The 22,986-nt window shown below is 36.4% G+C and carries 19 protein-coding genes; 11 read left to right on the forward strand and 8 right to left on the reverse strand.

Annotation, left to right across the window (positions count from 1 at the left end):
- Window positions 1-101: 101 nt before the first annotated feature.
- From BLR30_RS07900 to BLR30_RS07930, 7 genes are all read left to right on the forward strand, one after another.
- Window positions 102-1,139 carry an NAD(P)H-dependent glycerol-3-phosphate dehydrogenase gene (locus BLR30_RS07900; protein ID WP_089856837.1) on the forward strand — a complete coding sequence of 346 codons (1,038 nt, stop codon included), beginning with the start codon at window positions 102-104 and terminating at the stop codon, window positions 1,137-1,139.
- Window positions 1,140-1,369: 230 nt separating this feature from the next.
- Window positions 1,370-2,875, forward strand: a complete 1,506-nt coding sequence (mqo, locus tag BLR30_RS07905) for a malate dehydrogenase (quinone) (RefSeq protein ID WP_089856839.1) — start codon at window positions 1,370-1,372, stop codon at window positions 2,873-2,875.
- 71 nt (window positions 2,876-2,946) lie between these two features.
- Window positions 2,947-3,351, forward strand: a complete 405-nt coding sequence (locus tag BLR30_RS07910; protein ID WP_089856841.1) for a hypothetical protein — start codon at window positions 2,947-2,949, stop codon at window positions 3,349-3,351.
- A gap of 158 nt (window positions 3,352-3,509) precedes the next feature.
- On the forward strand, window positions 3,510-4,085 hold the full coding sequence (locus BLR30_RS07915; RefSeq protein WP_089856843.1) for a DUF1684 domain-containing protein: 576 nt from the start codon (window positions 3,510-3,512) through the stop codon (window positions 4,083-4,085).
- Window positions 4,086-4,088: 3 nt separating this feature from the next.
- Entirely contained in the window at window positions 4,089-4,562 is a 474-nt protein-coding gene (locus BLR30_RS07920) for a GNAT family N-acetyltransferase (RefSeq protein ID WP_089856845.1), read from the forward strand.
- Window positions 4,563-4,729: 167 nt separating this feature from the next.
- Window positions 4,730-5,539, forward strand: a complete 810-nt coding sequence (locus BLR30_RS07925) for a glucose 1-dehydrogenase (RefSeq protein WP_089856847.1) — start codon at window positions 4,730-4,732, stop codon at window positions 5,537-5,539.
- 430 nt (window positions 5,540-5,969) lie between these two features.
- Entirely contained in the window at window positions 5,970-8,627 is a 2,658-nt protein-coding gene (locus tag BLR30_RS07930; RefSeq protein ID WP_089856850.1) for an MGH1-like glycoside hydrolase domain-containing protein, read from the forward strand.
- 10 nt (window positions 8,628-8,637) lie between these two features.
- Here BLR30_RS07930 and recO read toward each other — a convergent pair whose 3' ends face one another.
- From recO to BLR30_RS07950, 4 genes are read right to left on the reverse strand one after another with little or no spacing between them, the layout of a single operon-like run.
- Window positions 8,638-9,324 (reverse strand): DNA repair protein RecO, encoded by a 687-nt coding sequence (gene recO / locus BLR30_RS07935; RefSeq protein WP_089856852.1) that lies wholly within the window; start codon window positions 9,322-9,324, stop codon window positions 8,638-8,640.
- Window positions 9,324-11,603 (reverse strand): type IX secretion system anionic LPS delivery protein PorZ, encoded by a 2,280-nt coding sequence (gene porZ / locus BLR30_RS07940; RefSeq protein WP_175443624.1) that lies wholly within the window; start codon window positions 11,601-11,603, stop codon window positions 9,324-9,326. Before porZ ends, recO begins: the two co-directional genes overlap by 1 nt.
- A 2-nt stretch (window positions 11,604-11,605) precedes the next feature.
- The gene (locus tag BLR30_RS07945) at window positions 11,606-12,556 is read right to left on the reverse strand and encodes a bifunctional metallophosphatase/5'-nucleotidase (RefSeq protein ID WP_089856854.1); all 951 of its coding nucleotides are present in this window, start codon (window positions 12,554-12,556) and stop codon (window positions 11,606-11,608) included.
- A complete protein-coding gene (locus BLR30_RS07950) occupies window positions 12,556-13,323 on the reverse strand; it encodes a 5'-nucleotidase C-terminal domain-containing protein (protein ID WP_089856856.1) in 768 nt (255 codons plus the stop codon). Before BLR30_RS07950 ends, BLR30_RS07945 begins: the two co-directional genes overlap by 1 nt.
- A gap of 181 nt (window positions 13,324-13,504) precedes the next feature.
- On the opposite strand from BLR30_RS07950, the gene dapA reads away from it, so the two are divergent.
- The 4 genes from dapA to BLR30_RS07970 all read left to right on the forward strand — a co-directional run bounded on the left by dapA (window position 13,505) and on the right by BLR30_RS07970 (window position 16,321).
- Window positions 13,505-14,377, forward strand: a complete 873-nt coding sequence (gene dapA, locus BLR30_RS07955) for a 4-hydroxy-tetrahydrodipicolinate synthase (RefSeq protein WP_089856858.1) — start codon at window positions 13,505-13,507, stop codon at window positions 14,375-14,377.
- Between the two features lie 127 nt (window positions 14,378-14,504).
- Entirely contained in the window at window positions 14,505-15,005 is a 501-nt protein-coding gene (locus BLR30_RS07960; RefSeq protein ID WP_089856860.1) for a GNAT family N-acetyltransferase, read from the forward strand.
- Window positions 15,006-15,299: 294 nt separating this feature from the next.
- A complete protein-coding gene (locus BLR30_RS07965) occupies window positions 15,300-15,878 on the forward strand; it encodes a helix-turn-helix domain-containing protein (protein WP_089856862.1) in 579 nt (192 codons plus the stop codon).
- Window positions 15,875-16,321, forward strand: coding sequence for a response regulator (locus BLR30_RS07970; protein WP_089856865.1), 447 nt, complete (start codon window positions 15,875-15,877; stop codon window positions 16,319-16,321). Before BLR30_RS07965 ends, BLR30_RS07970 begins: the two co-directional genes overlap by 4 nt.
- 515 nt (window positions 16,322-16,836) lie before the next feature.
- On the opposite strand, the gene recG is transcribed toward BLR30_RS07970, so the two are convergent.
- The 4 genes from recG to BLR30_RS07990 all read right to left on the reverse strand — a co-directional run bounded on the left by recG (window position 16,837) and on the right by BLR30_RS07990 (window position 22,981).
- Entirely contained in the window at window positions 16,837-18,921 is a 2,085-nt protein-coding gene (gene recG / locus BLR30_RS07975; RefSeq protein WP_089856866.1) for an ATP-dependent DNA helicase RecG, read from the reverse strand.
- Between the two features lie 76 nt (window positions 18,922-18,997).
- Complete coding sequence (locus BLR30_RS07980) at window positions 18,998-19,531, reverse strand: thioredoxin family protein (RefSeq protein ID WP_089856868.1); 534 nt, start codon at window positions 19,529-19,531, stop codon at window positions 18,998-19,000.
- Window positions 19,532-19,572: 41 nt separating this feature from the next.
- Window positions 19,573-21,084, reverse strand: coding sequence for a peptide MFS transporter (locus tag BLR30_RS07985; RefSeq protein ID WP_089856870.1), 1,512 nt, complete (start codon window positions 21,082-21,084; stop codon window positions 19,573-19,575).
- Window positions 21,085-21,226: 142 nt separating this feature from the next.
- Entirely contained in the window at window positions 21,227-22,981 is a 1,755-nt protein-coding gene (locus tag BLR30_RS07990) for a peptide MFS transporter (RefSeq protein WP_089856872.1), read from the reverse strand.
- Between the last annotated feature and the right edge of the window lie 5 nt (window positions 22,982-22,986).

Genomic DNA, 22,986 nt, shown 5'->3' on the forward strand with positions numbered 1-22,986 from the left:
TTGCATTGATATGTTAATTTTAAAATAAAATGGATTTTATCATGCGCTGAAAACGTCTCATCATTCTTTGTTTTAATATATTTGCAGTTCACATTTCTATTATGGCTAAAAAGAAAACGAATACAGAATCGAATCCTAAAAAAAGCAAAAATGATGTTGCCGTAGGTGTCGTAGGAAGCGGAAGTTTTGCGACAGCTATTGTAAAAATGCTGGTGGAGAACTGCAAAGTAGTACATTGGTGTGTAAGAAACGAGTATGTAAAAGGAGCAATTGAGCAGCGCGGACACAACCCGACTTACCTTACAGCAGTCAACTTTAACCTGAAAAACCTGAAGCTTACAACAGATATCAACGAGCTTGTGTCTGCCTGTGATACCATTGTTCTGGCGACTCCGTCAATTTATCTTTCCGATACATTGGATAAAATGACCTGTGATTATAAAGATAAGGTTTTTGTTTCTGCCATTAAAGGAATTATACCTAAGGTAAATGATGTTGTAGCACACTATTTAAGAGACGAATTTAAAATAGGTTTTAGAAATCAGGCCGTTATAGCAGGTCCGTGTCACGCGGAAGAGGTGGCGATGGAAAGACTTTCATACCTTACAGTGGCAACAGTGGAAGACGAGGTTTCAGCAAAACTGGTGGATATCTTTAATTCCGATTTTATTAAAGTTCATTCCAGTAAAGATATTCTAGGAAACGAGTACAGTGCCATTCTTAAAAATATTTTTGCGATAGGTGCGGGTATTGCAAGTGGTTTAGGATATGGAGATAACTTTACTGCCGTTTTTGTGTCCAATGCAATTCGTGAAATGGAAACCTTTTTGGAAGCGATCTATGAAGCACCAAGAGATGTTAACGAAAGTGCCTACCTAGGAGATTTGCTAGTAACAGCTTATTCATTATTCTCCAGAAACAGAAATTTAGGCAATCTTATCGGTAAAGGTTACACTGTGAAATCTGCAATCCAGTCGATGAATATGGTCGCAGAAGGGTATTACGCAGCAGATTCTATTTATAAAACGGCAAAGGAAAAAGGGCTAAAATTACCTATCGTTGATACCATTTACGGAATCCTTTATGAAGAAAAAAATGCAGAAAAACAATTCAAAAAACTCACTGCAAAACTTAATTAGTTCTTAATTACATAAAGTTTAGCATGATATCATCGCAGATAATATAGATTATTTACAATGATATCATGTTTATTTTTTTAGCATCATACCTAGAGTTTACTCACCATTAATCTCAACCTCGATCTTCTTAGCCTTAGCCTCAACCTTCTTCAAAATTGATGTTAAATATCCATAAACAAAGCCTCATTTTAAGAACTTTTACCGAACTTTGATATAATAAAATTTAAATTATGTCACAATCGCTTACAAGCAGAACGCCGAAACCAAAATACGACGTTGTTCTGATAGGTGGTGGAATTATGAGTGCCACATTAGCTACATTATTACATGAATTTGATCCTGATCTTGACATCGCCATCTTTGAAAGGCTGGGAAGGTTTGCTAAAGAAAGTTCGGCAGCATGGAATAATGCAGGAACAGGTCATTCTGCGTTTTGTGAACTTAATTATACACCCGAAAAACCTGATGGAACTATCGATATTTCAAAAGCAGAAAGCATAGCAGAACAATTTGAAATTTCTAAACAGTTCTGGTCTTATCTCATTACCAAAGGGTATGTTCAGAATCCGAAAGATTTCATCAATTCGTGTCCGCATATGAGTCTGGTATTTGGTGAAAAAGACGCTGAATATCTTAAAAAACGCCATCAGAAAATGTCGGAATCTGTTTTATTTAAAGGAATGGAATTTTCTACAGATCACGAACAGCTGAAAGAATGGATTCCTCTTATCATGAGAAAAAGAAATGATTCTGAGGTAATGGCTGCTACCAAAATGGATTTGGGAACAGATGTTAATTTCGGAACCCTCACGCGAAAAATGGGAAGACATCTGCTGGAAGATTCCAATGTAGAGGTTTTCCTGTATCATGAAGTAAAAGATATTGACCCTAAAGACGACGGAACGTGGGAAATGAAAGTGAAGGACAGGATCCACAATCATAAGCAGGAAGTGAAAGCAGATTTTGTATTCATAGGAGCCGGAGGATATGCGCTGCCGTTACTGGACAGTTCGGATATTAAAGAAAGTGAAGGCTACGGAGGATTTCCTGTTTCGGGAGAATGGCTGGTGAGCTATAATCAGGAGCTGGTAGAAAAGCATCATGCAAAAGTGTACACCCAGGCAACGGTAGATGCACCTCCAATGTCGGTACCACACCTTGACTTGAGAATTATCGACGGACAGAAAGCATTGCTTTTCGGACCTTTCGCAGGATTCTCAACAAAATTCCTGAAAGAAGGAAGTTATCTCGACTTACCTGAAAGCGTTAATACAAAAAATATACGGTCTCTTTTCGGAGCCTGGTGGCATAATATTCCTTTAACGAAATACCTTATTCAGCAGGTTGCTATGACCAAAGCGCAGAGAATTCAGCATTTAAGAGAGTTTATCAAAGATGCGAAAGAGGAAGACTGGGAACTTAAAGTAGCCGGACAAAGAGTGCAGATCATTAAAAAAGATGAGAAAAACGGAGGAAAACTGGAATTCGGAACCGAAGTTGTCGTCAACAAAAAAGGAACTATCGCTTCCTTATTGGGAGCTTCGCCGGGAGCATCAACAGCAGTTTATGCGATGCTCAGCGTTTTAGAAAAATGCTTCCCAGAAAAACTTCATGGGGAATGGAAAGATAAGCTGATGGAAATAATACCATCTTACGGACAAAAATTAGCAGATAATCCCGAGCTTACCGAAAAGATGAGAAATTATACCAAAGAAAAATTAGAACTCGAATATTAAAAGTGAAATGTGAATGGTCAATTGTGAATTTAAAATTGACCATTCACTAATTCACTATTCACCACAAGAATATGTCAGAAACCATTGCCAAACCTGTTATCGTTAAACAATTACTGGAATCTCTTCAGGCTAAAGTGCAGGAAGAACAGCAGGTCATCGTACATTGTTGTTTTCCGGCTTCGCCATTTCTGGGAAATCTGATCAGGATATGGCATTCCACTTATCTTTTCGATAATCAGTCGGATCATAAAAGCAGACTGATTCATGCTGAAAATATAACCATTTATCCCAACTGGACACCGGTGCCTTTTATGCGTGACTTTTGGTTTACTTTGGTATTTTCGGGATTACCGAAGGATTGCAAAAGTTTTGATCTGAAAGAAGTAATCCCTGAAGAAGGCGGTTTTTTTGTAGAATCGATCAAAAGAAATTCCTCTGATATTTACCGGGTGAAAATTTCGGAATCGTATGTATAAGGTTGTGGCTTAGCTCGAGGTTGTTTTTTTGCTGAGCGGAACGCCTTTGCGAACGGAAATACACGATAAAGTATAAAAAAAATCTTAGTGAACTTTGCGTTAAAGTAAAACTATCTTACAATAAAAAATGCTTATTTATATTTTTATTTATTCCTTTAATGGTCTTCTCCCAAAAGATTTCCAAAGAACAATCTGAAATAAAAAAATTCCAGCAGGAGCTGAATGCAGAATATCTTAACCCCAAAGAAACACCTTTACGTGGAGATAATTTCAAAAATTTCAGACAACATCCATTTTTTCCTGTTGACTTAAAATACAGGGTAACGGCGAAATTTACCAGAACAGAAAATGCGGAGCCTTTTGATCTGCCAACTTCTTCAGGAAAAACAAAATTGTATAGAGAATATGGGAAGGCAACCTTTCAGCTGGACGGAAAATCTTATACATTAACTTTATATCAAAGTTTAGATTTAATCAAACAAAAAAAATACGAAGACTATCTCTTTCTGCCGTTTCGTGATGCCACCAACGAAAAAGAAACCTACGGCGGCGGAAAGTATATGGATTTAAAGATTCCCAAAGGCAATACTATCATTCTTGATTTTAATAAATCCTATCAGCCTTACTGTGCGTACAATGCTTATGATTACAACTGTCCGGTGGTGCCTGAAGAAAACAGGCTGCCGGTTGAGATCCGTGCAGGAGTCATGTATGAAGACATCTATCATCATTAAAATATGGTAAAATTAAATTTTTTTCAACAGAAAGATCTTCCCGGACTAAGTTATACCTTGGACGAACTACAGTCACAGTACACTGCAACCGCACAACAGGCATTACAAAAGATTGAAGAGCGAAGCGATACGCTTGCATTTCCGATCACCATTTTTGAAAATGAAAATTCTGCAGGTTTTTTTGTACTCGATTTCGGAAACGATAAACTGGAGTTAACGGATAATCATCATTCTATGTTACTACGATCATTTTCTATAAATCCCGAACTGCAGGGAAAAGGAATCGGAAAGAAAGCAATGATTCAGGTTGATGAATTCATTCGGGAAAACTTCAAAGAATGTGACGAAATCGTTCTGGCGGTGAATCAAAACAACATTTCTGCCTATAAACTGTATCTTAAAGTAGGATATCATTTCGATGAAAAAACAAGGATCGGCAGAACCGGATTACAATATCTTATGTATAAAAAACTCTAATCTCTGATTTGCTTTTATTTGTAAAAAGCAGTTTAATCCCGCCCCAAAAAACTACCCGCCTCATTTTTTACCATCCAATATTTTAAACTTTAAGAATTTTTTAAGTACGTATTTTCATGTTTGGCGTGATACTTTCACCTGAATTCAATAACATCAAATAATAAAACATGGAAATTTCTCTCAACAACCAGGTTGCCATTATCACGGGAGCCTCAAGCGGAATAGGATCAGGAATTGCTAAATCAATGGCTTCGGCAGGTGCAACAGTCATTGTTAATCACTCATCAGAACATTCGAGGGATGATGCGAACGCAATTTTAAAAAAAATTACTGATGCGGGCGGAAACGGTATCATTTACCAGTGCGATGTTTCAAAAGAAGATCAGGTTGTCAGAATGTTTCAGGATGTTGTATCACAATTCGGGACAGTTGATATCCTCGTGAATAATGCCGGTGTCCAGAAAGATGCAAAATTTACGGAAATGACGTTGGAACAATGGAACACCGTAATCGATATCAATCTCACGGGACAGTTTCTCTGTGCGCGAGAAGCCATTAAAGAATTTCTGCGTCGCGGAATCGATACGAGCCGGTCTATTGCCTGTGGAAAAATCATACATATCAGTTCGGTTCATGAAATCATTCCGTGGGCAGGACATGCTAATTATGCAGCAAGTAAGGGAGCGATCAGAATGCTCATGCAAACTCTTGCTCAGGAGTATGGAGCCGATAAAATCCGTGTCAATTCTATTTGTCCGGGTGCTATTCAGACACCGATCAATAAAAATGCCTGGGATACCCCGCAAGCCTTGAATTCTTTGATGAATCTCATTCCCTACAACAGGATCGGAAAGCCAGAAGATATCGGAAACCTTGCTGTTTTTCTTGCGAGCGATTTAGCAGATTATATCTCCGGAGCCAGCATCTTTGTCGATGGTGCGATGACTACTTTCGAGAGTTTTTCAACCGGCGGATAAGATAATGGCGCACATTTCCGGCTTTCACTACTCGCTTTTTTGTATTTCGGCGGCGGCGAAGCCGCCGCCGAAATACAAAAAGAGCTCAGACAGGCCGTTCAATCCGGGGCGCATTTCAGCCGAAACAGGAGAGTAGACATTTGAAAGCGAATAATCAATGGTCAATTATGAAAAGTCAATTGTAAATAGTGAATTCGTTTACTATCAATTTAAAGATGTAGAAATAATTGCTCTATTTGTCATTCTGACGAAGGAAGAATCTATTGTATGTTGAGATTCTTCATTCCGCTTCGCTCCATTCAGAATGACAGACGTAATGAAGATTTCTTTTTTAAACTTATAACTTAAAAACTACACAATTTCTCGAAAGAGCTTCGTAATTTAGACTAACCATCAACTATCAATTATCAATCATCATTTATTAAAAAGCATGAAAGAAAAAGAAAGACTCTCCGACCTCATCTGGAAAAAATGGGGACCTTACGTCAGCAATCGTGAGTGGGGATTAGTGCGTGAAGACTACAGCCCCAACGGAGATGCGTGGAACTATATCACACACGATACTGCAGAGGCCAAAACCTACAGATGGGGCGAAGAAGGAATCTGTGGAATCTGCGACGATCTTCAGAAATTGGTCTTTTCTTTTGGATTCTGGAACAAAAAAGATAAAATGGTAAAAGAGCGGTTCTTTGGACTTGCCAATGAACAGGGAAATCATGGCGAAGATGTGAAAGAATATTATTATTATCTGGATTCCACACCGACGCATTCTTATATGAAGATGCTTTATAAATATCCTCAAAACGCTTTCCCGTATGAAGATCTTCTTAAAACCAATGCAGAAAGAGGGAAAGAGGAAGCCGAATACGAACTGATCGATACAGGAATTTTCGATAAAAACAAATATTTTGATATTTTTATCGAATATGCAAAAGCAGATCCGAACGATATTTTAATAAAGCTGACCATCGTTAATAAATCCAAAAATGAAGCACAGTTGGTTATTCTTCCCACCTTGTGGTTCAGAAATACTTGGCGGTGGGGATATGATTCTTATAAACCTCAAATGCATTCAGAAGACACAGGATGTATCACCGTGACTAATAAAGATCTGGAAATTAAAAACCTTTACGCAAAACAGTCACAGAAAGTTCTTTTCTGTGATAACGAGACCAACAACGAAAGACTCTATCAGTCTCCAAATGAAACCCGTTATACCAAAGATGGAATTAATGATTTCGTTGTTAACGGAAATTCTCAATCAGTTAATCCAAAAGATTTCGGAACAAAAGCCGCATTTCTGATTGATGAACTTTTCGGTGCTGAAGAAACCAAAACATTTGAATTCAGACTTTCGGATAAAGATTTAGCACAACCTTTCACCGATTTCGAAACTGTTTTCGATGAAAGAAAACAGGAAGCCGACGCATTTTACGAAAAAGTTCAGAGCGGAATAAATTCAGAGGATGAAAAGCTCGTTCAGCGACAGGCTTTTGCCGGGATGTTATGGAGTAAAATCTTTTATCATTATAATGTAGAAAAATGGCTGAAAGGAGATCCTTCGGAGCCAACACCTCCAAAATCCCGAAAGAAGATCCGAAATTTCCAGTGGAAGCACCTAAATAACCAGCATATTATTTCCATGCCCGATAAATGGGAATATCCATGGTATGCAACCTGGGATTTGGCTTTCCACACAATCAGCTTTTCCCTGATTGATCCTGATTTTGCAAAACATCAGTTGAAGTTATTTCTTTTTGAATGGTATATGCACCCCAACGGTCAGCTTCCTGCCTACGAATGGGATTTTAATGATGTAAATCCACCGGTACATGCCTGGGCTGTATTTAGGGTTTTTAAAATTGATGAGTACCTAAAAAACAAACCGGATCTTGAGTTTTTGGAAAGTGCTTTTCAGAAATTATTAATGAATTTCACGTGGTGGGTCAACAAAAAAGATAGCAATGGTAATAATATTTTTGAAGGTGGATTTTTAGGTCTTGATAATATTGGAGTTTTCGACCGCAATGCTAAACTTCCGAATGGTGAGCATCTTGAGCAATCTGACGGAACCAGCTGGATGGCCATGTTTGCCCTGAACATGATGAGGATCGCCCTTGAGTTAGCCCTGTACAATAATGTGTATGAAGAAATGGCTATGAAATTCTTTGAACATTTTCTTGCAATTGCCAATTCTCTGGACAATATGGGAGAAGAATGCTTCAGTCTCTGGGATGAGCAGGATGAATTTTTTTACGATGCGATTTCGCTTGGGGATGGCAATCATATGTACTTAAGATTGAGGACGATAGTGGGGCTTATTCCAATGTTTGCCGTTGAGGTGATTGATGATGAAATGATCGAAAGACTTCCGAATTTTAAAAAAAGAATGCAGTGGGTTTTAGACAATAAACCCGAACTTGCCGCCTTGGTTTCTCACTGGGAAGTAAAAGGTGAAGATTCTAAGCATCTGCTTTCTCTGTTGCGTGGTCATCGACTGAAAAGACTTCTTCACAGAATGCTGAATCCGGATGAATTTTTAGGTGAATTCGGGGTTCGTGCTCTTTCTAAAGAATATGAGAAAAATCCTTTCAGCATCAATTTTAACAATACAGATTATACGGTGAAATATACTCCTGCGGAAAGTGACAGCAGCCTTTTTGGAGGCAACAGCAACTGGCGAGGGCCGATTTGGTTTCCTATAAATTTTTTAATTATAGAAAGCCTTCAGCGGTTTTTCTTTTACTACAGCCCGGATTTTCTTGTTGAATATCCCACAGGAAGTGGAAACTATTCAAATCTGGATGAGATTGCCGATGCACTGAGCAAAAGATTGGCAAAGATCTTTTTGACAGATGAAAACGGAAACCGTCCTTTTAATAGGCAATACCCAAGATTTCAGACTGATCCCGACTTTAGGGATTATATTTTATTTTATGAATATTTTCATGGAGATAATGGCCGTGGAGTAGGAGCATCACATCAAACAGGATGGACGGGTCTGATTGCAAAAATCCTCATGCCAAGATTTTCCAAAAAGAAAATTGCTGAATCTGAAACTGAAACCCCAAAAGAAACAAAACCATAAAATAGACAAGTTATTCGAAAATCTGCTGAATAATTTCAAGAGATGCCGGAATCCTAAAATCGGTAATATGATAGTGATAATATACAAGAATACTGTCGAGAAAATCTTTTCTGAACGCTGAAGGAATTTTTATCTGGTAAGGATTGGTTGATGAAAGTACGGCTTGCCATATCGCTGAAATTTCTTCCGTAAAAATCTGTTGCATCATCTCCAATGAAAAAGTTCCCGTTTCAGGATCGAGAAATTTTCCATCATTTAGTAAAGGCGCGACTCCCTGGACTTTTAAAATTTTAATTAAAAAAATCAGATGTGACTGGTAGTTCTGGCTTTCCAGCTCATCAATAAATTCTTCAAGACAAAAGAAAATGTGATGGTTTTTGTTTTCGTGCTTTAAATTTTGATTCAAAAAATCAGAAATAAAAAAAACGACAGTGTTGCATCGTATATCTGTATAAATATCGTTACTTTTTACCATCTCAAATTTTGAGATCGTCTGTATTCCGTTTCCTTTTATGGGAAGCAAAGAAAAATTGAGTTTGCTCAACGGCAAAAGCAGACCTTTTTTCTTATTCTTTTTGGTGTAAAGACCTTTTAAAAAATAAGACTGAAAGCCCTCTTCTTCTGTAAAACAATGCAAAACCGCATCATTTTCACTGTATTTGATATATGATAATAAAAATCCGTTCTGTGAATTCATTAATTAACTACCGCGATCTTTGCTGTTGCTTTATCAGAACCATCTTCATTGGTCATCAGGACAAAATATACCCCGGAAGCCACTCTTGTCCCTCTCTGGTTATTAAGATCCCATTCATAATATCCGCCTCTTGCCACCGCAGCATGTACCACATTTCCGGCTGCGTCTACGATTCGGATGTTCGTAACTTCTGCTAATCCTTTAATGGTTACTTTTCCTTTGAAATTAGAATACACAACGGGATTCGGGTAAACAAGCACGTTTCCGAAACCTGACCCTACATCGGCAACATCTCCCTGATAGGTTACGATACCGTCATATGTTGCGAAATATACTTTCCCGGTTTTTTTATCTACTTTGATGTCAGTAACGCTGTTGGTAGGAAGCGGTGAGTTTTCTTTGGTAAAATGTTTTACTGTTTGCTGGCCGTCTGCAGATAGATAATAAACTCCTCCACCATCTACAGAAACCCATTTGTGATCTCCGCCATCTACTTCAATCTGTAATATTTGTGAATCTCTGAAAAGCTCTTCACCCAAACCATTTTGCTCAATAATGATAGGTTCTACTTTTGCGCTTTCAGGAGTTTTTATTTCGGAAACAGCATTCTGTAATACTCTTAATCCCATATCTCCCCCAATCCAGGCATCTCCTGATTTATCAAGAGCAACAGAGATATTTCCTCCTGAATTTGTTGCAAAACCGTTAGACTGATTTAAAATATAAGCTGTATCGTCAGACATATTTATCGTTTTTTTTGCATCATAGGCAAGAAAAGCGTTAGCCCGGGGAAGTGGTACCCACAGCAAGCCTTCATAAAACAAAGGTTTTTGTGCAGCACCAAAGGTAGTTGTATTTTTTATGAGAAAATTGTCAGTTGCCCTATCGTACGCTCCAATCGCGGTATATTGACCAATATCCGTTCCGTCGCCTGAAAATGCTATCGTTACAAAAAGGTTGTTTACATCATCAAAAGCCAATCCCACAGCACGTCTTGCTAAAGCGTTAGTGCCAAAATTGTAGTTTTTAACAAACGTGAAATCCTTATTCGAGGCATTGTATTTCATTTTATAAACGCCGCGTTCTGCAGTCGTAACATAGTTTGTAAAGAAAAAGTCATCCGGATTTGCAGGATCGGATACAACATCAAGAACATTAAATCCTGTCGTATTTCCAACGAAATAGGAGGGATAAATCCATTCCATCCCATTGAAGTAATAGAAACCTGGGTTTTTAGGATTATTAATCGCTGTATTGAACCTTCCTTCTCTTCCTCCTGTAGAAACCAGAATCTGGTTATCACCATAGAGACTCAGTTTATAAGCATAATTGAAGTAAGGACCATCCGGTTTGAAAGAATTACTGCTTTCATTTTTTATTCCTGATAAAACAGTTCCGCCATACACGCTGCTTCCCACGGTTATTGCTGTGTTGCATTCTTCTCCGAAACTGACAGTATTATTAAAATTTCCGTTGGTATTGAATGTATAAACTCTGTTTACATCTGTTACTATGATATTGTTACTGTTTACGACGATATCATGCACATTGCTGAAAGTTTGAGACAAGGGTACAGAAGCTCCACTATTGTAAAGATACCCCGTTGTAGCTGATGAAAAACTTAGAACTCCTTCCGAGTCAATATGCTTGAAAGATCCTGCCATTTCAGTAGTCCAGGTCGAGAAAACTGGAAATATAGTATTCATTTCATGGCTTTTTAAACCTGTATTTGTTACTGAATATACTTTATTTCCGAAAATTGTAGCTTCATTACTGGCTTCATAAACTCCTCCGGATAAGAAGAATGCAGAATCTTTAAACTCTTTTTTCTTAAGGTCAAATATAGAAACTCCGTATCCTGCGGAAATAACGGCAAGATCGCCTGTTATCGAAATATGATTAATTTTTTTACTGCCATTATATCCTGTTGCAATAGGAATATCCACAACGTAGGTAACGCCATCCGGCTTGACTACATCCAGCGAACCGTTTTGGTAACCTATAAGAGCAATTTTATTTTGCGGATTGTAGTCGAAAGCTGAAATTTTAACCTCATGCAAGCCGTTTGCTTTAGACAGCTTGGTAATTTCGCCTGATGAAATTGTATAATAGAAAATCCCGTTTTCGGCGGCTGCAACTATTTTTCCGTTATCTTCTTTCATGGCAGTTACATTATTGTAAGAAAAAAGATCTGCCCATTTTTTTGAAGAAATAGTTTGTGCATTTGCAACGTGCAGGGATGCTAAAATACCAAGAGAGATTAAAGAGAGTTTTTTCATGCTTATGCTATTATGCTGCTGTCAATCACCTGATTATTCCAGGCGATATGTTTTATGTTTTTATTTGAGTCAAAGAAGAAATCTATTCTGCCTAACAGAAGCCCTGCCCATCCTACTTGATTGACTAGAACATTTTTGCCCTGTCTGTTGGTGAAAGTTTGGGGTTCAGGTAAGAAAGTGTGCGTGTGACCACCCAAGATAATGTCTATATTTTCTGTTTTTGCGGCTAAGATTTTATCATTTATTTTATCCGGATCTTCTTCATAATCGTATCCTATATGAGAAAGGCAGATTACAAGATCGCATTTTTGTTCGTTTTTAAGAAAATTTGAATAATGTTGCGCAACTTCTATCGGGTCATTGTACATCGTTTCACCATAGTCTTTCTTCTTTACAAGGCCGTCAAGCTGAATGCCGACTCCAAATATCCCGACTTTAATTCCGTTTTTATTAAATATTTTATAAGGAGAAGTCTTTCCGTCGAGAATCGTATTTTTAAAATCATAGTTTGAACAAATAAAAGGAAACTGTGCATTTGGTAACACCTTTAAGAATCCGTTAAGACCATTATCAAAATCATGATTTCCCATGGTAGAAGCATCGTACTTCATCATCGACATCAGTTTAAATTCAAGTTCGCCTCCAAAGAAATTGAAATAAGGAGTTCCCTGAAAAATATCTCCGGAATCCAGAAGCAAAACATTATTTTCCTGATTTCTGATTTGCTGAATTAAACTGGCCCTTCTTGCAAAGCCTCCCTGATTAGGATTATGTGTAAAGCTTGCATCAAAAGGTTCTATCCTGCTGTGCTGGTCGTTGGTATGAAGAATCGTAAGTTTATTGGCAGATTTCAGATCAAAAATCTTCAAATCTTCCGCCATCATCATATTGGGAGCCAAAGCCATTGCCAGAGTTCCGCCACCTATTGCTTTTAAAAAACTTTTTCTGTCCATTACTTCTTACCTATAAAATTTAAACGAATATCTGTATTGGGAACTACTTCACGAGAGTTTTTAAAATAACCGATAAATAAATCTCTTAATTTAATTCCGGTAGAAATCATTTCTCCTTTGGAAAAGAACTTCATGTTATCGCCCCCTAACGCCAGATAATCTGAAGTAGCAATATAATATTCCTGATCGGGCTTAACTGTTTTTCCATTGATTAAAGCCTTCGTTACTTGCCCGTGATTGGTTTCTATATACAAATGAGAGACTGGATTGTTCATCTGTGTTTTTGCATAGTATTCAAAAAGTCCTTGTAAATCTGTTCCCTTCATTTTTACAATGATTACTTCATTTTCAAAGGGCATTACTTCAAAGACGCTTTTCAATAGAATATCTCCTTTTCCGATGGTGGTACGGATTCCTCCGATATTGATTAAAGCGGCATCTACATCTTTATTAAGATTTGTCTTTGCCCAAGCATCAGCTCCGTCAAAAGTATAATCAGCTAAAAGATTTCCCAGATTACTATTGTCTCCTTCCTTGGTAAGATCTACGTTGGTATGGGAGATCTTCTGGTTCATTTCTTTATCCAGCTTTTGTTTATAAGGTTCAATAATTTTTACAAACTCCTCATCATTTTTCAGCTCATTATTAATAGAAATATTTTTCTGGGTTTTTACTTCCGAAATATGCATGGAAGAAGCCGATGAAGCTGTCTTACAAGCCGAAAGAGAAGCCAGAGCAATTCCTAATAACAAGAATTTATTTTTCATATGCAACAAATTATTTTTAAAAGGTCATATTGAGTTACCTGAATTTATAGGTAATTCTGGTAATATGATTTTTATAATACCTTTTAATATATGCAAATATAATTATATGTATAATAAAACATTCGTATTTATAACAAATTCTTGGGTTAAATTATTAAATTTGGAAAAATTATTCTAACAGATGAGCATTTTAAAAGGAGTAGGTGTCGCGTTGGTGACACCCTTTAATGAAGATTTATCCGTAGATTTCGATAGTTTAACGAAATTAGTTGAATATAACATCGAAAACGGAACCAATTATTTAGTTGTTTTGGGAACTACAGCTGAGGCTGCAACGCTTTCTGCTGAAGAGAAGAAACAGGTGGTTGAGCATATCATTAAGGTTAATAATAAATGCCTTCCATTGGTTTTAGGAATCGGCGGAAATAATACTCTTGAGGTCAAGAAACAGATCGAGGAGACAGATCTTTCTGCATTTGAAGCGGTACTTTCTGTGTCGCCTTATTACAATAAACCAAACCAGGAAGGACTTTACCAGCATTATAAAACAATTGCTTCTACAGGAAAAAATATTATTATTTACAATGTTCCTTCAAGAACAGGGCAGAACATTGAAGCAGAAACAACTTTACGCTTGGCAAAAGAATTTCCGAATTTATTCTTAATCAAAGAAGCGGCTCCAAATATTCTTCAGTATTTTGATATATTAAGAAAAAAGCCTGAAGGTTTTAATTTGGTTTCAGGCGATGATGAATTTACACTTCCTGTTACGCTTGCAGGTGGAAACGGGGTGATCTCTGTTATTGCGCAGGCATATCCGAAAGAGTTTTCAACAATGGTTCAACTAGCTTTTGACGGAAAAGTAAAAGAAGCATATGAAATTCATAACAAATTGGTTGATATCACGAGACTGATTTTTGCCGAGGGTAACCCTTGTGGAATAAAAGTTATTTTAACGGAAAAAGGAATCATAAAAAATTATCTGAGACTTCCTTTAGTAGCGGCATCTGAGGGGCTTTACGAAAAAATTAAAGCTGAAATGGCAAATATTTAACATTATTAAGGTAACATTTTAAGGTTACAAAAAACATATTAAGGTGAAAGGTATTGTGCTTTTCGCCTTTTTTATTCTTAAACAAATTATATGTTTCAGGGTAAGATTTAGATAAAATTTGAAATCAATGAAATTTATAAAAGCAACAGAAAAAGATATTCATCTCATTCAGAACCTGGCAAGAAGATCATGGGAAAATGCCTATGCAGAAATACTTTCCATCGAACAGATAGAGTATATGCTGAAGACGATGTATTCTCACGAGGAAATCAGTAAACAATTACAAGATGCTGACTATCATTATTTTTTGATATTTGATGAAATTAAAAAAACATTTGAAGGTTTTTTAGGTTATGAGCATGGTTATGAACAGAATACTACAAAACTTCACAGGATTTATCTGATTCCTGAAAGTAAGGGAAAAGGTCTCGGGAGAATGTCAATTGATTTTTTAAAGCAAAAAGTATCTGAAACTCATGATAAAAGGATAATCTTAAATGTAAATAAAAACAATACTGCAAAAATGTTTTATGAATCCCAGGGTTTCGACGTGTATAATGAGGTAATTGTAGATATAGGTAATGGTTTTGTGATGGATGATTATGTAATGGAATTTTATATCACTTAATTTTGACTTAAAATTTTGTAATATTTTCATGTAATTCTATAAAATGAGATGTATTGTTTTTTTACATCTTTGTAAAAGAACCGAATCATTATAAACAATATTCATATGCTTGGTTTTAAACTGTTTTTTCAGTTTTTTATCGGTATATTTTTTTCATCCTTAGTGTTTAAATTCCTGTATTTTTTAATGCAGGAGTTTTTTATTTAGGGCTTTTTATTGTAAAATTTTATTATATCACTTGAATTTGAAATAAAAAGTTTATATTTACTTAAACATTAAATACATAAGTTAAGGATGAAAATGTATGTAAAATTTGATTTCAATACCCTCTGTAGGAAGGTATTGGAAGATAAACTGAGGGATCAGGGTCTGAAATACAGGCTTATCAATTCCGGTGAAGTAGAACTGTATGAGTCTCTCACGCAGGAGCAATGCAAAGCATTTAAGGAGAATCTTGAGGACTATGGGATCGAAATTATTGAAAGCCAGAAGACAGCACTGGTTCAGAAGATAAAAGATGCTATCATGGAACTTGTGGCTTCTGACGAAATAATTCCCGTGAAGGCTTCCATATATATTGCAGACAAATTGAATCACAGCTACGGCTATCTCTCAAATCTCTTTTCGGAAATTGCAAATACTTCGATTGAAAACTTTATCATTATCCAGAAAATTGAGTACACAAAAGATTTGATTATCAGTGGTAAACATAATCTGACGGAAATTGCTCAAAGACTGAATTATTCCAGTGTTGCACATTTAAGCACACAATTTAAAAATATGACGGGGCTTACGCCTTCCCAGTTTCAGAAAATTGTTACAATGAGAAGGAAAATTCAACGGTACGATCACCAATATTCCAGGGCGATATGATTAAAGAATATCTTAATGTGATTTTGACAGATGGTGACGAAGGAAATGTCATCCTGTTTAAAAACATATTGCAGAATCTCAGAATCCAGGTGAAAATAAAATCTTTCTATAGTATTAAAGATATGATGGATCATCTCAATGCCAAAGATGCCATTATTCCTGAGATCTTATTTCTGAATTTTAATATTTCTCAGAAGAATTGTATTTCGTATTTGTCTGAACTAAAGGCTAATAATAAATTCGATCACATGACTGCCATAATTTATTCCGATCACTTATCCTCTGAAGATGAAGAGGAGATTTTTGTAAACGGAGCGAATGTTCTAATGAAAAAACCTGACAATTATAAAGATTTGAAAAAAAATGTAACGGAAATAATGACTGTCGCCTGGCAATATCATACTTCAGGACTTAATAAGAATAATTTTATCATGAAAGTGTGAAAAAAAACTGTCCGATTATTTTGATATTGAATTTAAAGTTTTATATTTGTACTTCAAGCTTCACAAAATAGTGAAAATAATGAAACTGAAAAATAAATGGTTAATCTTTAATAATAAGAACAAAATTTGACAGAAAAGTTAATAATGACAGTTGTTTTTTGAACTAAACTAAATTATATAAATCACAATGTTAGTTAAACAAAATGAATTATATGAATTTCCAATTACAAGCGCAGAAGATCTTTAAACAAAACGGTACAATCATGAAAACTCGAATTGTTAAAGAATATGTATGATGTTATTCTTTAGCATGTCAAGTTAGTTTTTATAAATAAGCAGATTGGGAACATAATTCATTTTGTTTTTTACTTATTTTAAGCTGAACACACCAAATTACATCACATATATTTTACACCGAATCACAAAATATTAAGCTAAAAAAAGTAAAGTAATTTCTTCAAATAACAGTTTTATAAGGGGGACCGCGTAAAGATTAATTTCTTTTCGCGGTTTTTTTATGAAATTTTACTCCATTTATTCTTACCGTTATAATGTCTCAGATAATAACTTTTAATGATCTGATTATCCGGTCTTGATAATAAAGGATCTGCTTCCAGAATTTTTTCTACCGTATTTTTAGTGGCTTTAATGATCGCTGAATCGTTCACTAAATCCAATCTTTTAAAATCTACCACACCACTTTGCTGTGTTCCAAGAATATCTCCCGGACCGCGAAGCTGCATATCGACTTCAGAAATTTTAAATCCGTCATTGGTCTCAACCATCGTTTTGATCCTTGTTCTACTGTCTTTAGACAATTTGTCGGAAGTCATGAGAATGCAATAGCTTTGCTCTGCGCCACGCCCCACGCGGCCCCTAAGCTGATGAAGCTGTGAAAGACCAAATCTTTCCGAGCTTTCTATTACCATTACAGAAGCATTCGGAACGTTTACACCCACTTCAATTACCGTTGTTGCCACCATGATCTGCGCATTTCCGGAAGCAAAATAATTCATTGCTACATCTTTTTCATCAGGTTTCATTTTTCCGTGAAGCATCGCGACATTGTATTTTGAAAAATTATCCATCACATTTTCCAGACCGGCTATCAGGTTTTTGTAATCTAACGTTTCAGATTCTTCAATTAAAGGATAAACGAAATATACCTGCCTTCCTTTTTGGATTTCTTCACGGCAGAAATTATAAACATATGCTCTGTCTTTTTCCCTTCTGTGAGCGGTAATAATAGGCTTTCTTCCCACCGGCAATTCATCAATTACAGAAACATCGAGATCAGAATAAAAGCTCATTGCCAGCGTTCTCGGAATAGGCGTTGCCGTCATCACAAGAATATGTGGCGGAATTTTATTTTTTGCCCAGAGTTTTGCACGTTGTGCCACACCAAATCGGTGCTGTTCGTCAATTATTGCTAATCCTAAATTCTTAAACTTAACCTTATCTTCCAAAACAGCATGCGTTCCCACTAAAATGGAAAGTTCACCGTTTTCCAGTTCTTCATGAATGGTATTTCGTTCAGATTTCTTTGTTGACCCTGTTAAAAGTTTAATTTTAACTTCCGTTTTTTCTAAAAGTTCCTTAATGCCGTTGTAATGTTGCTGGGCAAGAATTTCCGTGGGAGCCATAATGCAGCTTTGGAAACCGTTGTCTTTGGCGATAAGCATAGTCAATAGCGCTACCATCGTTTTTCCCGAACCCACGTCACCCTGCAGAAGCCTGTTCATCTGGATCGGACGTTTCATATCCATCCGGATTTCTTTTAACACTCTTTTCTGAGCTCCCGTTAAAGCAAAAGGAAGATGATTTTCGTAAAAATCATTAAAATAATCTCCGACTACAGGAAAGGGATTTCCGATGGTATGGCTTTTATGGTGAATTTTTTTTAATCCGAATCCCAGCTGGAAAAAGAAAGATTCTTCAAATTTTAAACGATAGTTGGCCTTCTCAAAATGTTCCATATCTTTAGGGAAATGGATGTTGAGATAGGTATGCTGCCTGGATAAAAATTTAAAAGCGTTCATCAGGTAATCCGGAAAATTTTCATGAATAAGATGAGGAATTTCTTTGCAGATATTTTTTAAGACAACTTGAAAAAATCTTTGATTTAATCCTCTTTTGGTTAATTTTTCCGAACTTGGATAAATGGGTTTTAAACGGTTTTCAGTGTCTTTTTTCTCTTCAATTTCAATTTCCGGATGTGGCATTGAAAACTGATTGTTAAAGACATTGATTTTACCGAAAATAAAAACTTCTTTGTTCACAGGAAGTTGCTCCTTCAGCCATTTTGAATACTGAAACCAAACCAGATCCATCGATCCTGTATCATCATTAAATTTAGCGGAAAGGCGTTTTGTTTTTCCAGTCTGTATTTCCTGAATATTCGTAATTTTTCCTTTCAGCTGAACATCGGTCGTCACATCGTGTAGCTGCGAAACTTTATGAACTTTACTTTTGTCCAGATAGCGAATGGGAAAGAAATTAAGAAAATCTTCTACGGTGAAAATTCCCAGCACATTTCTAATGAGCTTGGCTTTTTCGGAACCTATTCCTTTGACGTATTCTATGGAAGTTTCTAAAGTCATTTTTAAAGAACCACGAATTTCGGGAAAAATTAGAAATTAAAAAAGACTTTCGGATTTGAAAGTCTTTGTATTGGTTTTAATCTTTTATTTTTGATTTAAATTTTTTCTGGTAATCTTCCCATTGTTCCCTCGAACGGATTTTTTTGAAAAGATCTTTTGAAATAAGCTCCAAATAGGGTTCTAATTCTTTTGCGGAAAGCTCTCCCTGCAAAATGGTGATCGGCCCGCCTTGCTCGTCGAGAAAAACTGTACTCGGAACCGCTGCCACATTCATATATTGGGTGAATTTGTGTAAAGAATTTTTTCCTTTTCGGTGTTCTGTATTCGCATTTGAGAATTTTCTGCCAAAAACTTCTATGGTTTTTTTCTCTTCCGCATTAAATTTTACAGGATAATAATTTTCATTTAGAATGTCTGCTATAATAAGGTTTCCATAGGTTTTTTTATCCATAATCTTGCACGGGCCACACCAGTCTGCATAAAAATCGATCAGGATTTTTTTAGGATTTTCTTTTTGGGCTTTCAGTGCTTCTTCCATAGTCATCCATTTTACCTGCGCAAAATTTAGAGTGATGGCGAAAAGACAAATTATGCTTATAACTTTCTTCATGATTTGACATTTATGTAAAAATAAGCATAATTACTTATTTTTTATCTCACCTCCTGCATTAATTTTTTTACAAATGGTGATATCAAAATTAATACAATACCCGCAATTACAGCATATAATCCCAATTGTTTATATCCATCAGTATAAGAGATGAGAGCATCATAGTTTGTGGAACCGTCTTTTGCTGTTGCAAGGCCTGCTCCAATAATTCCGGCGACATACTGACCATAAGCGGAAGCCAGAAACCACATTCCCATCATCATTCCCTGAAGATTTTTCGTTGAAAGTTTTGTCATAATCGACAATCCGATAGGAGAGAGGCAGAGTTCTCCTAAAGTAATAACCAACAATGCAATTGTGAAGAAATTTAATGAAGTAATCCCTTGAAGATTAGCGAAAAACCTTGTGGCAAATAAAACGTAATATCCTAATCCTAGGAAAATAAAGCCTAAACCAAATTTAATAATGGTATTGGGTTCAATTTTCCTTTTACTCATCCAGATCCAAAGCAGTCCGATGAGTGGAGCCAGAAAGATAATAAAGAATGCCCCTCCGGAATTATTAACACCATTTGGATCCAAACCTAGTAAATCTTTATTTAAATTCTTCGCTGCGAAAATACTTAATGAACCACCGCTTTGCTCGTATATTCCCCAAAACAAGATAGAGAATAGGATGAAAACCAAAGCTGCCCAAAGCTTTTTACGTTCAGAAGGTGTTACTTTTGTCATTTCGTAGAACAGGTAGATCAACGTCAATGGCCCGACAATCCACATGAAATAGTCTGTATATTCCGTTTTTGCGACCATTATCATGATGATCGGAACGAAAATCAATGATAAAACATATACTCCGTATTCCTGCCATTTCGGGATGGGAGCCGATTTTATTTCGCTGTCAGGATGACCCGGCTGCAAACCAATTGTTCCTAAGCTTCTTTGCGTAAATACGAAATTAATAAGACTGATTACCATAACTATAGCTGCGAAACCAAAAGCAAGATGCCATCTTAATTCTTCAGGAATATAGTTTGCGAAAAGTTCTCCTTTACCGATTGCAATGCACAAATATCCTCCAAGCAATGCCCCAAGATTAATTCCGGCATAAAATAATGAGAAACCTGCATCTGCCCTTGAATCATTAGGTTTGTAGAGTTGCCCGACCATGGATGAAATATTGGGTTTAAAGAAACCTGTTCCGACGACTGTAAATGCAATTCCTAAAAAGAAAAATTTGTGTGGGTCTGTTGCCAAAATCAAACTTCCGACAATCATCAGAATTCCGCCCCAAAAGAGAGATTTTCGAAATCCTAATATTTTATCGGCAAATAGACCTCCGATAAATGTAAAGGCATAAACGAATGCCTGTGTTGCGCCATACTGAAGGTTGGCTTCTTTTTCATGGAAATTGAGTTGGGAAATCATGAAAAAAACGAGCATTCCTCGCATTCCATAGAAACAGAAACGTTCCCACATTTCAGAGAAAAACAGGCTCCAGATTTGTTTTGGGTATTTTCCTTTGAAATTTTGTATTTCATCTAAAGTTAAACTCATAATAGTATATGATTAAGTTTTAATTAAGGGTTTTATTCCTGCTTATTTGTCGACACAATGCGTCAACATTTGGAACAACATACGAAAATAAAAAAAACCTCCGACTTGGCAGAGGTTTACATTATATTTTATTTGATGCGGATTAATTTACACCGTGCATCATTTTCTTTAAGATTGGCGAAATTAAAGCTAAAATTACAGCTGCAATACCACAAAGAACTACGAATACCATGAAGAATTCAAATAAATTATGGATTTCAAATCCTACGAAAGTAGGATTCTCCAAAGGTAATTGTGCTTTTTCAAAAGCGGCAACCTGATCTGCATTCAGCGTAACCTTTTTATCTAAAACATCCTGAAGGTTCACTCCAATTTCCTGAGCTTTGGTAAATTTGTCTCCTGTAGCCGGAATTAACGCTCCCAAAGAACCTGCCAATGCATATCCCGCAGCATTGGAAATGAAGAATACGCCGTACAATAAAGATGCAAATCTTTTTGGTGCTAATTTACCAACCAATGATAAACCGATTGGGGATAAACAAAGCTCACCACAAGTCTGGATGAAATATAAAAGCATTAACCATTTTATCGCTAATAATCCGGAATTTCCAAGATCTTTTACGTTGTGGGCGATGATGAAGTAACTTAAAGCAATCAGAGCAAGACCCATTGCCTGCTTCATCGGAGAAACCGGCTCTTTTCCTTTTGCACGTAATTTATCCCAACATAAACTGAAAGGAACGGCTAATAACACAACGAAAATACCGTTGAAAATCTGAACCATTGAAGGCGGCATATTCCATCCGAAGATATTTCTGTCGGTCTGGTTGTCTGCAATAAACGTTAATGAAGATCCTGCCTGCTCAAAAGCTGCCCAGAAGAAAATAATAAAGAATGATACGATATAGATTACCCAGATTCTGTGTTTTTCTACCTTGTTTTCAGCAGAACTCATGATTAAGAACGCTAGGGAAATACCGGCCGCATAGATGAAAGGATAAATAATTCCTTTAATCAACTGTCCCATTTCTACTGCCTTAAACCCGAATTCTCCTACCAGTAAATATCTGAAGATAAAGAACAGGATAACAAATAATCCTCCGGTAATTCCTAAAGCTGCCCCTGAGAATTTAGCAGTCTGGGTTTCACCCTCTTCAAAATCGGCACTGGTATTATGTTTTGGCAATCCACCGATAGGTCTCCCTTCAGGTGTTACCACGTATTTATTTTTAAGAATAAAGAAGGTTACGGTACCTACAACCATGGCAATAGAAGCTGCAAGGAATCCCCATTTAAAAGCGAAAATATCTCTTACTCCTGTTGAAGCATCTTTTACATCACCTAAGTATGGACAGATAAATTGCCCTAAAAATGCTCCGATATTAATTCCCATATAGAAAATTGTGAAGGCAGAGTCTAATTTAGATTTTTCCTGTTTAGGATAAAGACTTCCCACCATCGAGGAGATGTTTGGTTTGAAAAATCCGTTACCGAAAATAATAACAAATAGCGCCAGCCACATAATCATTTTAGCGCTATCCAGACTTCCGGAAAATGTTGACGCACTGATGAAAAGTAAAAACTGACCGATGGCCATTAAAGATCCGCCAATAAGAATGGCGTTTCTGTTACCGATATATTTATCGGCTATAAAACCTCCTAAAAGCGGAGTAAGATAACATAAAGCTAAAAACCCACCATAGATGATCGCTGCATCAGCTTCTTTTATTAATAAGGAATTTACCATGAAGAGCGTTAAAAGTGCTCTCATTCCATAAAAATTGAAACGCTCCCACATTTCGGTTCCGAAAAGAACCCACAATCCTTTTGGATGTCTGGAACCTTTATTTTCTACAAATTCATCCTGTTTCGGATTTAATGCTTCAATATTATCCATATGTA

Source organism: Chryseobacterium taeanense (genome assembly GCF_900099685.1).
Taxonomy (GTDB): domain Bacteria; phylum Bacteroidota; class Bacteroidia; order Flavobacteriales; family Weeksellaceae; genus Chryseobacterium; species Chryseobacterium taeanense.